At 72.1% G+C, this 14,027-nt stretch carries 15 protein-coding genes; 8 read left to right on the top strand and 7 right to left on the bottom strand.

Features of this window, described 5'->3' with window-relative positions; genetic code table 11:
• Positions 1–68: 68 nt before the first annotated feature.
• The 3 genes from ACFRFC_RS04965 (at position 69) to ACFRFC_RS04955 (ending at position 2,072) form a co-directional block, all read left to right on the top strand.
• Entirely contained in the window at positions 69–290 is a 222-nt protein-coding gene (locus tag ACFRFC_RS04965) for a hypothetical protein (RefSeq protein ID WP_382683343.1), read from the top strand.
• 59 nt (positions 291–349) lie between these two features.
• Positions 350–820, top strand: coding sequence for a hypothetical protein (locus tag ACFRFC_RS04960; protein ID WP_382683346.1), 471 nt, complete (start codon positions 350–352; stop codon positions 818–820).
• A gap of 439 nt (positions 821–1,259) precedes the next feature.
• Positions 1,260–2,072 carry a maleylpyruvate isomerase family mycothiol-dependent enzyme gene (locus ACFRFC_RS04955; protein WP_382683349.1) on the top strand — a complete coding sequence of 271 codons (813 nt, stop codon included), beginning with the start codon at positions 1,260–1,262 and terminating at the stop codon, positions 2,070–2,072.
• A gap of 148 nt (positions 2,073–2,220) precedes the next feature.
• On the opposite strand, the gene ACFRFC_RS04950 is transcribed toward ACFRFC_RS04955, so the two are convergent.
• The gene (locus ACFRFC_RS04950; RefSeq protein ID WP_382683351.1) at positions 2,221–2,643 is read right to left on the bottom strand and encodes a MarR family winged helix-turn-helix transcriptional regulator; all 423 of its coding nucleotides are present in this window, start codon (positions 2,641–2,643) and stop codon (positions 2,221–2,223) included.
• Positions 2,644–2,730: 87 nt separating this feature from the next.
• On the opposite strand from ACFRFC_RS04950, the gene ACFRFC_RS04945 reads away from it, so the two are divergent.
• Positions 2,731–4,212, top strand: a complete 1,482-nt coding sequence (locus ACFRFC_RS04945; protein WP_382683354.1) for an MFS transporter — start codon at positions 2,731–2,733, stop codon at positions 4,210–4,212.
• A gap of 266 nt (positions 4,213–4,478) precedes the next feature.
• Positions 4,479–4,763: a DUF6332 family protein gene (locus ACFRFC_RS04940; protein ID WP_382683357.1), complete on the top strand. Its 285-nt coding sequence runs from the start codon at positions 4,479–4,481 to the stop codon at positions 4,761–4,763.
• Here ACFRFC_RS04940 and ACFRFC_RS04935 read toward each other — a convergent pair.
• Positions 4,724–5,389 (bottom strand): response regulator, encoded by a 666-nt coding sequence (locus ACFRFC_RS04935; RefSeq protein ID WP_382683360.1) that lies wholly within the window; start codon positions 5,387–5,389, stop codon positions 4,724–4,726. The two genes, ACFRFC_RS04940 and ACFRFC_RS04935, sit on opposite strands and share 40 nt — an antisense overlap.
• Positions 5,386–6,804 carry a sensor histidine kinase gene (locus ACFRFC_RS04930; RefSeq protein ID WP_383112584.1) on the bottom strand — a complete coding sequence of 473 codons (1,419 nt, stop codon included), beginning with the start codon at positions 6,802–6,804 and terminating at the stop codon, positions 5,386–5,388. Before ACFRFC_RS04930 ends, ACFRFC_RS04935 begins: the two co-directional genes overlap by 4 nt.
• A 211-nt stretch (positions 6,805–7,015) precedes the next feature.
• Between ACFRFC_RS04930 and ACFRFC_RS04925 the strand changes: the two genes are divergently transcribed.
• Positions 7,016–7,465, top strand: coding sequence for a nitroreductase family deazaflavin-dependent oxidoreductase (locus ACFRFC_RS04925; protein WP_382683363.1), 450 nt, complete (start codon positions 7,016–7,018; stop codon positions 7,463–7,465).
• Positions 7,466–7,825: 360 nt separating this feature from the next.
• Here the strand turns inward: ACFRFC_RS04925 and ACFRFC_RS04920 are convergent, their stop codons facing one another.
• Positions 7,826–9,109: a geranylgeranyl reductase family protein gene (locus ACFRFC_RS04920; protein ID WP_382683366.1), complete on the bottom strand. Its 1,284-nt coding sequence runs from the start codon at positions 9,107–9,109 to the stop codon at positions 7,826–7,828.
• 263 nt (positions 9,110–9,372) lie between these two features.
• Between ACFRFC_RS04920 and ACFRFC_RS04915 the strand changes: the two genes are divergently transcribed.
• The gene (locus tag ACFRFC_RS04915) at positions 9,373–10,728 is read left to right on the top strand and encodes a dipeptidase (RefSeq protein WP_382683369.1); all 1,356 of its coding nucleotides are present in this window, start codon (positions 9,373–9,375) and stop codon (positions 10,726–10,728) included.
• Positions 10,729–10,959: 231 nt separating this feature from the next.
• Here ACFRFC_RS04915 and ACFRFC_RS04910 read toward each other — a convergent pair whose 3' ends face one another.
• Both ACFRFC_RS04910 and ACFRFC_RS04905 read right to left on the bottom strand, forming a co-directional pair.
• Positions 10,960–12,045: an NUDIX domain-containing protein gene (locus ACFRFC_RS04910; RefSeq protein WP_382683372.1), complete on the bottom strand. Its 1,086-nt coding sequence runs from the start codon at positions 12,043–12,045 to the stop codon at positions 10,960–10,962.
• A 156-nt stretch (positions 12,046–12,201) separates the two neighbouring features.
• Entirely contained in the window at positions 12,202–12,402 is a 201-nt protein-coding gene (locus ACFRFC_RS04905) for a hypothetical protein (protein ID WP_382683375.1), read from the bottom strand.
• Between the two features lie 260 nt (positions 12,403–12,662).
• On the opposite strand from ACFRFC_RS04905, the gene ACFRFC_RS04900 reads away from it, so the two are divergent.
• Entirely contained in the window at positions 12,663–12,806 is a 144-nt protein-coding gene (locus ACFRFC_RS04900) for a hypothetical protein (protein ID WP_382683378.1), read from the top strand.
• Positions 12,807–13,041: 235 nt separating this feature from the next.
• Here the strand turns inward: ACFRFC_RS04900 and ACFRFC_RS04895 are convergent, their stop codons facing one another.
• Positions 13,042–13,995, bottom strand: coding sequence for an ROK family protein (locus ACFRFC_RS04895; protein ID WP_382683381.1), 954 nt, complete (start codon positions 13,993–13,995; stop codon positions 13,042–13,044).
• Positions 13,996–14,027: the final 32 nt, after the last annotated feature.

The raw sequence follows: 14,027 nt of genomic DNA, 5'->3' as shown, positions 1-14,027 counted from the left end.
CCGTGAGCAGCCGGTACGGGCACGGTGCAGGGGATGCGGGGAGGCGCGGCCAGGACGATCCTGGGGACATGGCGGCGATTCGCGTGATCGTGCAGCCACCCTCTCCCACCGGCGGGCGGCGGGTACGGGTCGACGGAGAGATCCTCGGCATCGCGTACAGCACGACGGACGTCGCCGAGTTCCTGCGCCGCGCCGGGCTGGAGGTCGACCCCGAGGACGTACCGACCCTCGCGTGGATCGAATGGCGCGGAGTGGGGCCGGGCCACTGGGGACCGGAGACCGGCGGCTGAGGCATTCGCGGGCCCGCCTAGAATCCCTGGCTCATCGCCGGGTCCGGAGGGGGAATCGCATGCCGTTCAAGATGACCGTGGAGTTCGCGTCAGCCATGGTGACGGTCATTCCGATCATCATGTTGGTGGCGGCGGTCGAGTTCAACAGCTTCCACCGAACGCTCGAAGACTCGCACAACGAAGTGCTCCACTCGATGAGCGAGAAGATCCAAGCCGCAGGCGAAGGGCGGGAGATCCCGGCCGACCGGCATCGACCCCGGCGCACCTACTGGACCGTCTGGGCATGGCTCGCACTCTGGGCCAGTCAGACCGGGGCTGAGGTCCAGCTGATCAGATGGCTCGCCGGCGACGCGCGGCAGCCGGACCCGCTCACGGCTCAGATCGTCGCGAACATCGCCATCCTCGGATTCGCGGCGGTCCTGGTGGTTCCCTTGATCCAGCAGATCCTCGACACACGGTCCCGCCGCCTCAGACTGGACGCGATGGTGGTCGAACTCGAATCCCTCAGGTCGAGGAACGGCGCCCGGTAGAGGCGGGGGGGGCTCGCGGGGGCTCCGCGCCCAGGGACGGCGTGCCCCCGCCCCCGCGACGGACGCCGGTCAAGGTGCCCTTCCGCGGCGCCGCAGCCGAATCCGCCGGCACCCCGCGAGCGATCAGCCACGCCGGCGCCTCCACCGCGGCTTCGCCCTCAACGGCCGTACGGCTTCGACGAGTCCGGCATCACCCACTTCACCGGCCTCGCCGGACGACATCCGCGCGGCCGTCGCCCATCTGCGCGAACACACCGAGGGCTACGGCTCCGGGAACAGCTCGGCGCCCGAGGGGCTTTGGTCCCTGCGCCGAGGGCGTCCCCTCGCACCGCAGGCCCCGCTGTCCACCCGGAGACCGCCCACACCCGCCGGAGGCCCCCGCCCTCCCCCAACCACACCCCCTTGCGCCAAGGCCCACCCCATCCCCCACACTCCCCCCATGGACACCGCCCGCTTCCTCGACACCCTCGACTCCGAAGGGCGGCTGCTGGCCACGGCCGCCGAGCAGGCCGGGACCGACGCGGCCGTGCCGACCTGCCCCGAATGGCGGATCGGCGATCTGCTGCGGCACACGGGCGCGGTCCACCGCTGGGCGGCCGGTTTCGTCGCCGACGGCATCCACGCTCCCCGCCGCCTCGACGCGCTCCCGGCGCTGGACGGGCCCGAACTGGTGGCCTGGTACCGGGACAGCCACCGCGAGCTGGTCCGGACGCTGACGCGGGCCGCGCCCGACACCGAGTGCTGGGCGTTCCTGCCCGCGCCCTCGCCGCTGGCCTTCTGGCGGCGGCGCCAGGCGCACGAGACGACCGTGCACCGGTTCGACGCGCAGGCGGCGCTGGCGGCGGTCCGGGCCGGCACCCCTCCGCCGACGGTGACGGGAGCCCAGGCCGACACCCCTCCGCCAACGCTGAGGGCAACCCGCCTCGCCGCCCCCTCACCCATCGCCGCGGACTTCGCGGTGGACGGCATCGACGAGTTGCTGCGCGGTTTCCACGCCCGCGCCAGAAGCCGGGTCCGTACGGAGAACCCCCGGGTGCTACGGGTGCGTACCTCGGACACGGACGCCGTATGGACCGTACGGCTGTCACAGGAACCCCCGGCGGCGACGCGGGGCGCGGAGGGGGACGCGGAATGCGAACTGTCCGGCCCGGCCGATCTGCTGTACCTGGCGCTGTGGAACCGGGTGCCGGTACCGAAGGTGTCCGGCGACCCGACCCTCGCGAGGCTCTGGCGGCAGACGTCGGCGGTGTGAACGGAGACCGAGGGCGCTCAAGGGGCCCGTAACAACGGAAGGGCCCACAACGGGCCGGGAATTCAGCGGCGCGCGCCCGTCAGCACCCGCCACGCCCCCTCAACCCCGTAAGGCACACGCCCCCTCAACCCCGTGAGGAACCCGCCCCTCAACCCGCCGCCCCCTCACCACCCGCCAGCATCCGCGTCAGCACCTCGCGCTGCACCGGCAGCACCGCCCGGTACAGCTCACGCCCCCGGTCCGTCAGCAGGACGCGCACCCCGCGCCGGTCCTCGACACACATCGCGCGCTCCACCAGCCCGTCCCGCTCCAGCCGGGCGATCAGCCGGGACAGGGCGCTCTGGCTGAGATGGATCCGGTCGGAGATCTCCTGGACGCGGAAGGAACAGTCGCCGTCCGGGGGTGTGCTCTCGGCCAGCACGTCGAGCACCTCGAAGTCGCTGGCGCCCAGGCCGTGTTCATGCAGCACCCGGTCGAGTTCGCACTGGGTGCGCGCGTGCAGGGCCAGGATGTCGCGCCATTGCTCCACGAGGGCCCGCTCGCCCCGCTCCTCGCCCTTCGTCACCGACATGGGCCGCACCGTAGCAGAGAAGGCCCATTTGTTGCACTCGAATTAAATGTACTTGCACTCAATGCACATGCATGTACTGTCTCGCCCATGACCTCTCCGCTCGTCACCTCCGCGCCCGAAGGGCGCTGGACCCCCCGCCTGTGGGGCACCCTGCTGGTGCTCTGCGCCGCGATGTTCCTCGACGCGCTGGACGTGTCGATGGTCGGCGTCGCCCTCCCGTCCATCGGCGCGGACCTCGGCCTGTCCACCTCGTCCCTGCAATGGATCGTCAGCGGCTACATCCTGGGGTACGGCGGTCTGCTGCTGCTCGGCGGTCGCGCCGCCGACCTGCTGGGCCGGCGCCAGGTCTTCCTGGTCGCGCTCGCCGTCTTCGCCGTCGCCTCGCTCCTCGGCGGCCTGGTCGACTCCGGCCCGCTACTGATCGCCAGCCGCTTCGTCAAGGGCCTGAGCGCCGCGTTCACCGCACCCGCCGGCCTGTCGATCATCACGACCACGTTCCCGCAGGGCCCCCTGCGCAACCGGGCCCTGTCCATCTACACCACCTGTGCCGCCGCCGGCTTCTCCATGGGCCTGGTGGTCTCCGGACTGCTCACCGAGGCCAGTTGGCGGCTGACCATGCTGCTGCCCGCCCCCATCGCCCTGATCGCACTGATCGCCGGCCTGAAGCTGCTGCCGCGCAGCGCCCGCGAACGCGACCACCAGGGGTACGACATCCCCGGCGCCGTCCTCGGCACCGCCTCGATGCTGCTGCTGGTCTTCACCGTCGTCCAGGCCCCCGAGGTCGGCTGGGCGTCCGCCCGCACCCTGCTGTCGTTCCTGGCCGTCGCCGCCTTGCTGGCCCTGTTCGTACGGGTCGAACGGCGCTCGCCGGGACCGCTGATCCGGCTCGGGGTGCTGCGCTCGGGCACCCAGGTGCGCGCCCAGCTCGGCGCGATGACCTTCTTCGGCTCGTACATCAGCTTCCAGTTCCTGGTCACGATCTACATGCAGGAACTGCTCGACTGGTCCGCGCTGCACACCGCGCTCGCCTTCCTGCCCTCGGGCGCCGTCGTCGCCCTGTCGGCGACCATGGTCGGCTCGATCGTCGACCGGTTCGGCACCCAGCGGCTGCTGGCGATCGGCTTCGCGCTGCTGGTCACCGGGTACACGCTGTTCCTCGGCGTCGATCTCGACCCGGTGTACGCCGCCGCGATCCTGCCCAGCATGCTGCTGATCGGCGCGGCCTGCGCCCTGATCCTCCCGTCCCTGAACATCCAGGCCACCAACGGCGTCGACGACCATGAACAGGGCATGGTCTCGGGCCTGCTGAACACCTCCGTGCAGGTCGGCGGCGCGATCTTCCTGGCCGTGGTCACGGCGGTGGTCACCGCGGGCGCCCCGGAGAACGCCACCCCGCAGGCCGTCCTCGACAGCTACCGTCCGGGCCTGCTCGTCGTCACGGGCACCGCCGTCGCCGGACTGCTGCTGTCCCTGACCGGACTGCGCGGCCGGCCTCGCGGCGAGTCCCTCGTCGTCACCAAGTCCACCGTGAAGGAGACGGAAGCGGACCGCGTGCCGGTCCGCGACTGAACAGGGGGTCCGTCTCCGAAGGGGTGCCCGGCGGGGCGTGCTTGCCTCGCCGGGCACCCGCGTACGACACTCCGGGCATGAGCGCGCAGCGGGAACGCGGGGGACCAGGGCATGAGCACGCTCGGCGAACTCGGCGCGTGAGCGCACCCGGAGGACCACCACGTCACCACACGCGGGGAACCCGGCGCGTGAGCACACACACGGGGACGGGGACGGGGACGGGGACGGGGACTCAGGATATGAACACGCACGGGGGGACACAGGACATGAGCACACACGGGGGACGCCGCTCGCAGGACGAGCGGGACGCGATCACCGTCGAGATCGGATACGCGCTCGTCAGCGCGTTGTTCGCGGCGGCGCTGCTGTTCGGGGTGGTGGCCGGTCCGGCGCTGCTGTTCGCCCTGCCCGGTCCGCTGGAGCGGGTGCTGCTCAACGCGGGGTTCGTGCTCGCGCCGGTGCTGTTCCTCGTGAGGGTGGTGAGCGTGCTGATGCCCCTCGGGAGTTCCGGTCAGCCCAGCCAGCCGGGCCGGACCAATCCCGACTCGTAGGCCAGTACCACCAGTTGGGCCCGGTCGCGCACGCCGAGCTTCACCATCGTCCGGCTGACATGGGTCTTCGCGGTGAGCGGGCTGACCACCAGACGGCGGGCGATCTCGTCGTTGGACAGGCCGATGCCGACCAGTGCCATGACCTCGCGCTCGCGCTCGGTGAGGCCACCGAGGGTGCCGACCGCGGCGGGCTCCTTGGAGCGGGCGGCGAACTCGGCGATCAGCCGGCGGGTCACGCCGGGCGACAGCAGCGCGTCGCCCGCCACCACCGCCCGTACCGCCCGCACCAGTTCCTCCGGTTCGGTGTCCTTGACCAGGAAGCCCGACGCACCCGCGCGGATCGCCTCGAAGACATACTCGTCGAGTTCGAACGTGGTCAGCATGATCACTTTCACGTCCCCCAGCCCCGTGTCCCCGGTGATCCGCCGGGTAGCGGCCAGCCCGTCGAGGACCGGCATCCGGATGTCCATCAGTACGACGTCCGGCCGCAGTTCGCCCACCTCGCGCACGGCCTCCTCGCCATCGGCCGCCTCCGCCACCACCTCGATGTCCGGCTGGGCGTCCAGCAGCGCGCGGAACCCGGCCCGCACCAGCGACTGGTCGTCGGCGAGCAGTACGCGGATCACCGGTCCTCCTTCGTGGGCTCGTCGGTCCTTGTGGGGTCATCGGTTCTCGTGGGCTCGTCGGTCCTCACGGGGTCATCGGTCCTCACGGGGTCATCGGTTCTCACGGGGGTGCCGGTCTTCGTGGGCGCGTCTGTCCTCGTGGGCGCGTCTGTCCGCATGGGCGCGTCTGTCCGCATGGGCCCTGCGGTCCTCGTGGGCCCGTCGGTCGTGAGCGGCAGCACCGCCAGCACCCGGAACCCGCCGTCGGGTCGCGGGCCCGCCTCGATGGTGCCACCGAGCGCGGCGGCCCGCTCCCGCATCCCGGCCAGCCCATTGCCGCTGCCGCCCGCGTCCGCGCCGGTCGCGGGCCCGTCGTCGTCGACCCGCAGCCGCAACGCACCACCCCCGTGTTCGAGGCGCACGCGCGCGTGCCGTGAACCCGAATGCCGTACGACATTGGTGAGCGCTTCCTGGACGATCCGGAACGCGGCGAGATCGGTGCCGGGCGCCAGCCGGGGCGGGCGTCCCTCGACGGCGACCGTGAGACCGGCGAAGGCCGCCTGTTCCACCAGCTCGGGGAGGCGGTCGAGGCCGGGGGCGGGCGCGCGGGGCGCGTCGCCGGGGGTGCGGAGGGTGTCGAGCACCTGGCGGACCTCGCCGAGCGCCTCCTTGCTGGCCGACTTGATGGTGGTGAGCGCGGTGCGCGCCTGCTCGGGGTCGGAGTCCAGCAGGGCGAGGCCGACCCCGGCCTGGACATTGATCACGGAGATGCTGTGCGCGAGCACGTCGTGGAGTTCCTGGGCGATCCGCAGCCGCTCCTGGTCGGCGCGGCGCCTGGCGGCCTGGGCGCGTTCGGCCCGTTCCCGCACCCACTGATCGCGCCGCACCCGGGTCAGCTCGGCCACCGCCACGATCGCCGCCACCCAGGCCGCGATCACCAGTTCCTGCGCCCAGGGCGCGGGCGTGTCGCCGGGCGGCGGCAGCCAGCGGTACAGCCAGTGCGCGACCAGCACATGCCCGCCCCAGAGCAGCAGCAGCGCCGCCCAGGCGGCCCGGCGGCGCCCGGCGACCAGCGCGCTGAAGAACCCCAGCGCCACGATGAGGAACACCGGTCCGTACGGGTACCCGGCGCCCAGATAGACCGTCGCCGCCGCAGCCGTACCGAAGGCGACCAGCACCGGGTGGCGCTTGCGGAACAGCAGCAGGACACAGCCGGCGAGCAGCAGAGCGCGGGCGAAGGGGTCGAGCGCGGCGCGCTGGCCCTGCTGCGCGTGGGCGGCGAAATTCGACCCCACGAGCACGACGGCCGTCACGGCGAGGGTGGAGCGCCACGGCCACCGCCGGGCGTCCGCCGTCCCGTCCCAGCGGTTCCACCAGGGCGGCCCGTGCCGCCACCACGTCGGCGGGCCCGCCCGGCGCCCGTGCTGCCTGTCCATGCCCGCCACGCTAGACGCCACCGGCCACCGGCGCCGTCAGCCGGACGGGGTGATCACATGTACTCCCACGGAAGTACGCGCCCCGGCGCGCGGCCCTTGACGCCGCGGCGCACATATGTGGCTGCCGACGCGCGGCCCCCGCTCGTGCTGCCATACGTCGGCTCACTCGTGCAGACTGTTCTTGAGCGAACGAACATCCGTGAGGAGTCTGATGTCCCCACACGTGCAGAAGGCCGGCTGGTTCACGGTCAACGTCCTCAACCGTTCCGTCGCCTGGCTGACCGCCCGTGGGGTGAGCGTCTGGGGCTCGCGCGTCCTGGCCGTCCGGGGCCGCAAGAGCGGCCAGTGGCGGACCACTCCGGTGAACCTGCTGACGGTCCACGGGCAGTACTACCTGGTCGCGCCTCGCGGGCATGTCCAGTGGACGCACAACATGCGCGCGGCGGGCGGCGGTGAGCTGCGGCTCGGCAAGAACACGGATGTGTTCACCGCGACCGAGATCGCCGACGACGACAAACCACCACTGCTGCGGGCCTATCTCCGACGCTGGAAGTCGGAGGTGGGCGTGTTCTTCAAGGGCGTCGGCCCCGGGTCCTCGAACGCCGAACTACGACGGATCGCTCCTGATCATCCGGTCTTCCGGATCACGTTCACCAAGTGATCCGCGGGGTGGCAAGGGGGGGAGGTCACGGGTTGCCGTTGCTGGTTGCCGTTGCTGACCGGCGCCGCCCCGCCGTCGTGGCCGAGAAGTCATGTCCGGGCAGTCACTCGGGCGCCATGGGCGACGCCACGGCAGACACCTCGGCGGATGCCGTAGCGGATGCCGTAGCCGATTCTCGGCCGACGCCCTTCATGTCCCACCGCATCTGACACATCCGCCACACCCTCTGTGCCTGCCGAGCCCCCCGAATGCCCAACATCGTTGCCGACGCCGCCGTGTCCGGGCGCGCATCCAAATGCCGCGCGCGGGCCGACACATCCGGTATCGCGCCGACCCCCTCGCTGCCCAGCCCGCCACCCATCAGGCGCGCGGCTGCTCCTCCGCCGATTCCTCCTCCGGCTCCGGGTCCGGCTTGGGTTCCGTCTCCGCCTCCGCCGCCCGGCGGTCGAGCATGGCCAGCGCCCGCTGGGCGAACGGACGGCTGCGGACCAGTTCGCCCAGTGTGGTCGCCCCGCGCGTGATGTCCATGAAGGCCTTCCACGCCGGACGGACCCCCGTCAGCGCCGCGTGGAACAGCCCCGGCCGGCGCTCGAAGATGCGCAGCATCCGCTTGCCGACGGCCATTTCCACACCCAGCCCGGCCTTGATGGCGAAGGCGTAGTTGAGGGCCTGGCGGCGGGTGTCCACGGCGTCGTGCGCCTCCGCGATACGGACCGCCCACTCCCCCGCGAGCCGCCCGGACCGCAGGGCGAACGAGATGCCCTCGCGCGTCCACGGCTCCAGCAGCCCCGCCGCGTCCCCGCACACCAGCACGCGCCCGCGTGAGAGCGGCGAGTCGTCGGCGCGGCAGCGGGTCAGATGGCCGGAGGAGATGCTCGGTTCGAACCCGGCGAGGCCGAGCCGTCCGACGAAGTCCTCCAAATACCGCTTGGTGGCGGCGCCCTCGCCCCGCGCGGAGATCACCCCGACCGTGAGCGTGTCGCCCTTGGGGAAGACCCAGCCGTAACTGCCCGGCATCGGCCCCCAGTCGATCAGGACCCGGCCCTTCCAGTCCTCCGCCACGGTCTCCGGGACCGGGATCTCGGACTCCAGGCCGAGATCCACCTGTTCGAGCTTGACGCCGACGTGCGCCCCTATGCGGCTGGCACTGCCGTCCGCGCCGACCACGGCCCGCGCGAGGAGGGTCTCGCCGCCCTGGAGGACGACGGCGACCGTGCGGCGGTCGGGGACGGCCGAGCCGTGCTGCTCGACCCGCGTGACCGTGGCGCCCGTACGCAACTCCGCGCCCGCCTTCTGCGCGTGCTCGACCAATTGCTGATCGAATTCCGGTCGATTGATCAGACCGAACAGCATCTGCTTGGAGCGACGCGTGCGCGTGTAGCGCCCGTTGTGGGAGAAGGTGACCGCGTGCACGCGGTCCCGGAAGGGCAGTTCGAAGCCCGGTGGAAGGGAGTCCCGTGAGGGGCCGATGATGCCGCCGCCGCAGGTCTTGTACCGCGGCAGCTCCGCTTTCTCCAGCACCAGCACGCGCCGCCCGGCGACCGCCGCCGCGTATGCCGCAGAGGCCCCAGCAGGCCCCGCGCCCACCACGACGACGTCCCACACCTGCCGCACGTCGTCCGCCGAAGAGTTCTCGCTGCTCACGATGGTCTACTGCTCCCGATCCGCCGCCTGCCGACTGTCCCCCGCATCCTACGGCCGTGTCGCCGCAGGCCACTGTGGGAGGATCGGCACCGAATGCGCCCCGCACAAGGGCGCGCCTGCACTCGCGCGGTCATCGGTTGCCCCGAAGCGTTGCCTGTCCGTGCGCGAGCGAGCAAGAAGCAGCAGACAATACCTCGCGGCGTCCGCCGACCGCGCAGACCCGTTCACTGAAGTACAACGTCGCACCTACGAGGAGCGTGCCCATGTCGTCGAATCCGGTCGCCGAGACCGTCGCCTCGCTGATGCCCAGGGCGAAGGCCGAGCTGACCGAGCTGGTGGCCTTCAGGTCGGTGGCGGACTTCGACCAGTTCCCGAGGAGCGAGAGCGAGGGCGCGGCCCGCTGGGTCGCCGACGCGCTGACCGCCGAGGGCTTCCAGGACGTCGCCCTCCTCGACACCCCCGACGGCACACAGTCGGTGTACGGGTTTCTGCCCGGCCCGCAAGGCGCGCGGACCGTACTGCTCTACGCGCACTACGACGTCCAGCCGCCGCTCGACGAGGCCGCCTGGGCCACCCCGCCGTTCGAGCTGACCGAGCGCGAGGGCCGCTGGTACGGGCGCGGCGCCGCCGACTGCAAGGGCGGCGTGATCATGCACCTGCTGGCGCTGCGCGCGCTGAAGGCGAACGGCGGCGTACCGGTGCACGTCAAGGTGATCGCCGAAGGCTCGGAGGAGATGGGCACGGGCGGCCTGGAGCGATACGCCGAGGCCCACCCCGAACTGCTCACCGCCGACACGATCGTCATCGGTGACTCCGGCAACTTCCGGGTCGGTCTGCCGACGGTCACGACCACGCTGCGCGGCATGACCATGCTCCGTCTGTCGGTGGACACGCTCGAAGGCAATCTGCACTCCGGTCAGTTCGGCGGCGCCGCCCCGGACGCCCTGGCCGCGTTGGTCCGGATTCTGGACTCGCTCCGCGCGGAGGACGGTTCCACCACCGTCGACGGCCTGACCGGCGGCTCCTCCTGGGAGGGGCTCCAGTACGACGAGGAGCAGTTCCGCAAGGACGCCAAGGTGCTGGACGGCGTGGAACTGATCGGATCGGGCACGGTCGCCGACCGTATCTGGGCCCGCCCCGCGGTCACCGTCCTGGGCATCGACTGCCCGCCGGTCGTCGGCGCCACGCCGTCGGTCCAGGCGAGCGCGCGGGCACTGGTGAGCCTGCGCGTGCCGCCGGGCGTGGACGCGGCCGAAGCGACCAAGCTGCTCCAGGCCCATGTGGAGGCGCACACCCCGTGGGGCGCCCGGGTGACCATGGAGCAGGTCGGCCAGGGCCAGCCCTTCCGCGCCGACCCGACCAGCCCGGCGTACCAGGCCATGGCCGAGGCGATGGCCGTCGCCTACCCCGGCCAGGAGATGCAGTACGCGGGCCAGGGCGGCTCGATCCCCCTGTGCAACACCCTGGCCGCGCTCTACCCCGCCGCCGAGATCCTCCTCATCGGCCTGAGCGAGCCGGAAGCCCAGATCCACGCCGCCAACGAGAGCGTGTCCCCGGACGAGTTGGAACGCCTGTCGGTCGCGGAGGCCCTGTTCCTGCGCAACTACGCGGCGGGCTGAGGGACCTGGGGGCGGGGCGGGCGCCCGTACGATCCGGGCGGTTCTCGCCTCTCGTACGCCGGCACGCCCGCCCGTACGGCCTTGAGCGGCTCGCGCCTCCTCCCGTACGGCACGGGGCGCCTCACCACGCCCCGCCCGCACCCACCTTGCCCGTCCGTGCCCACCTTGCCCTTCCGCACCCACCACACCTACCGATCCAGGAGCGCCCCGGGTCCGGCCGACCGCCGTCCCTCAGCCCGCGCCCCCGTCGGCTTCCTGGGCGCCCTGGGCGTCCGCCCCCACCGGTATCCCCGCCTCCAGATAGAACGCGGAACCCCGCTCCCGTGCCTTCAGGGCCCACCTCAGCCGCTCGTAGCGCACCGGGGGCAGCAGGCGGGCCGCTTCGGTCTGTGTGACGAAGCGACAGCCCCGGAGTTCGGGACCGGGGAGCAGGAGGCGGGCGGCCTTGGCGGAGTCGAGCCGACCGCCGTCGAAGAGCAGCCGCAGACCGCCGTAGCCGGGCGGCACGGGCGGTTCCCAGTCGACCACGAGCAGGTGGGGCACGTCGTCGAGGAGGACGCCTGTCTCCTCGGCGACCTCGCGCATTCCGGCGCGGGCCGGGGCCTCGCCGGGCTCGACGACCCCGCCGGGGAACTCCCAGCCTGGCTTGTAGGTGGGGTCGACCAGCAGCACGCGGTCCTGTTCGTCGAAGAGCAGGACGCCGGAGGCGACGGTCTCGGCGGTGGGCTCCGGGGTCTGCACGATGTCGCAGGGCGGCGCGGCCCCGGAGCCGACGGCGTCGGCGATGCGCAGGGCGGTCTCGCAGGGGGTGAGCGATCCGTTGTCGATCAGATGCGCGTCGGCGGCGAGCCAGGCGCCAAGAGCGGTCTTGAACGGTTCGATCTGATCGAACGACCATTGCCGGATGCGTATCTCGCCGTCCGGGAGGCCGGGCGGGACCTCCCGCTGGGCGATGCGCTCGCGCAGGATCGTTTCGGCCGGGGTCAGTACCAGATGACGGACACCGATCCGGCGGGCGGCGAGGCCGCCGAAGATCTCGTCGCGGTAGTCCTGGCGCAGCAGCGTCATGGGCACCACGAGCGGGCCGCCGATCTCGGCGAGCATCGCGGCGGCGGTGTCGATCACCAGACGGCGCCAGATCGGCAGGTCCTGGAAGTCGCCGACCTCGGCGAGGCGTTTGGCCGGCAGCAGCTGCGTGAGCGCGGCGCCGATGACCTCGGGGTCGAAGAGCGTGCTGCTCGGGATCAGCTCGATCAGTTCCCGTGCGGTGGTGGTCTTCCCCGCACCGAACGCGCCGTTGATCCAGACGACGGTCACGTTTCCCCCTCTTCTGTTGGCCCCCTGTGGCTTGCCCGCTCCACCCTGCCACGGAAACCAGCCCCAGATGAGGGCGGGTGGAAGCACCGTGGCGCCGGTGCCCCGCGATACGGGGTCCGGCGCCACGGCGCTGAAGGGCGGGCGATGGGCCGCCCCTCACTTCTTGGGGGCGCCCCCGCCCAGGGCGTTCTCGTCCATGGCCAGGCTGTCGCTGGCGATGGTCTGGTCGACGGCGCTGAGGGTGCCGTTCACATCGATTTCGGTCAGTTCGTCGCCGAGCCCGTGGGACGGGGAGACGGCGGCGACGACGAATCCGGTGGCGAGGGAGGCGATGGCCAGCATGCTGCGCTTCTTCATGCCCCGTTCAACTCCCCGGGCGGCACGGGGGTCACGGTCGTGGGCCGTCCGGAGGACACCTTCGAAATCCTCGGCAAGCACGCGGCCACCGCCGTCGACCGGAGACCCGCTGGACAAGCAGAGCACGGTCCTCCCGACCGAGGCCGGACGCCGGGTGGCTTCCCGGCAGAGGCAGGACGACAGCCCGCGCGGTAGCGCTGTTCACCGAGCCCCAGCGCAACGCCACGACCGCCAGAGCGGTGTGCCTTCCCGGCCGCCTCATGGGTACACGAGCCACGATCCGTGCCAGCACCGCCCTGATCGACGCAAACATGATCCGCCTGATCGCCACCGACGGCGACGGCGACGGCATCATCTCTGACCACGGCGACTTGGCGGACGCCCGCTTGAGCTGTGGCACCTGATCGAACGAACATCGCGATTTGATCGACCGATCAACCAACAGCCCCCGACGGACGGCTCGACGCGCATTCGGGCATGAGCGTTTCCGGCGAAACGCCCATGCCCGGTGGGACCACACGGCCCCACCCACTCACACACCGCCAACCGGGCCTACACCATCAACCAACCGAACCCATCCGGCCGACCGTCCGACCGGCCGCCCAACTCCTCGCCCACCCGCCCGCACCACCACACGCCCTAAACCCCGGCCACCGTCGTGTCCGTACGGCGGGCCAGGACCGCCGCCGCCGCGCCGACCAGCCCCGCGTCCGTCCCCATCTGCGCCGGAACGATCGTCAGCCGCTGAACGAACGAAAGCGTGGCGTAGGTGCCGAGGGCCTTGCGGAGCGGGTCGAGAAGCACGGAACCCGCCTTGCCGACGCCTCCCCCAATGACGGCGATGTCGATCTCGACCAGGGTCGCCGTGGCCGCGATCCCGGCGGCGAGGGCCTGCGCGGCGCGTTCGAAGGAGGCGGTGGCCACCGGATCGCCCGCGCGCGCGGCGGCGGCCACCGCCGCGGCGGACGTGTCGCCGTCCGGTCCGGGCCGCCAGCCGCCCTCCAGCGCCCGCCGGGCGATGTTCGGACCGCTCGCGATCCGCTCGACACAGCCGCGCGAACCGCACGGGCAGGGATCGCCGTCGAGGTCCACACAGACATGACCGATGTGGCCGGCGTTCCCCGTCGGCCCCGGGTGCAGCCGACCGTTCAGGACCAGGCCGCCGCCGACGCCGGTGGAGACCACCATGCACAACGCGTTGTCATGGCCGCGCGCGGCGCCCTGCCAGTGTTCGGCGGCGGTGATCGCCACGCCGTCGCCGATGAGTTCGACGGGCAACCCGCCGGTCGCCTCCTGGACCCGGTGGACCAGCGGATAGTCCCGCCAGCCCGGAACGTTCACCGGGCTCACGGTCCCGGCGGAGGCGTCCACCGGACCCGCGCTGCCGATGCCGAGGGCGTCCGCGCGGCCCCACAGCGGCGAGGCGATGAGTTCCCGGAGCACCTCCTCCACGGCTCCCATCACCGTGTCGCCGTTCTGCTGTGCGGGCGTCGGGCGCTGCGCCCGCACCAGGATCGTGCCGTGGCCGTCCACGAGCGCTCCGGCGATCTTGGTGCCGCCGATGTCGAGCGCTGCCACGAGGTCGGTGTGCATCAGAGTGGGATCTCCCCGTCAACCAAGGTCGG

Source organism: Streptomyces sp. NPDC056734 (genome assembly GCF_042790455.1).
Lineage (GTDB): Bacteria > Actinomycetota > Actinomycetes > Streptomycetales > Streptomycetaceae > Streptomyces.
Note: the sequence above shows the minus strand (reverse complement) of the source record. Positions and strands in the feature narration are given on the sequence as shown.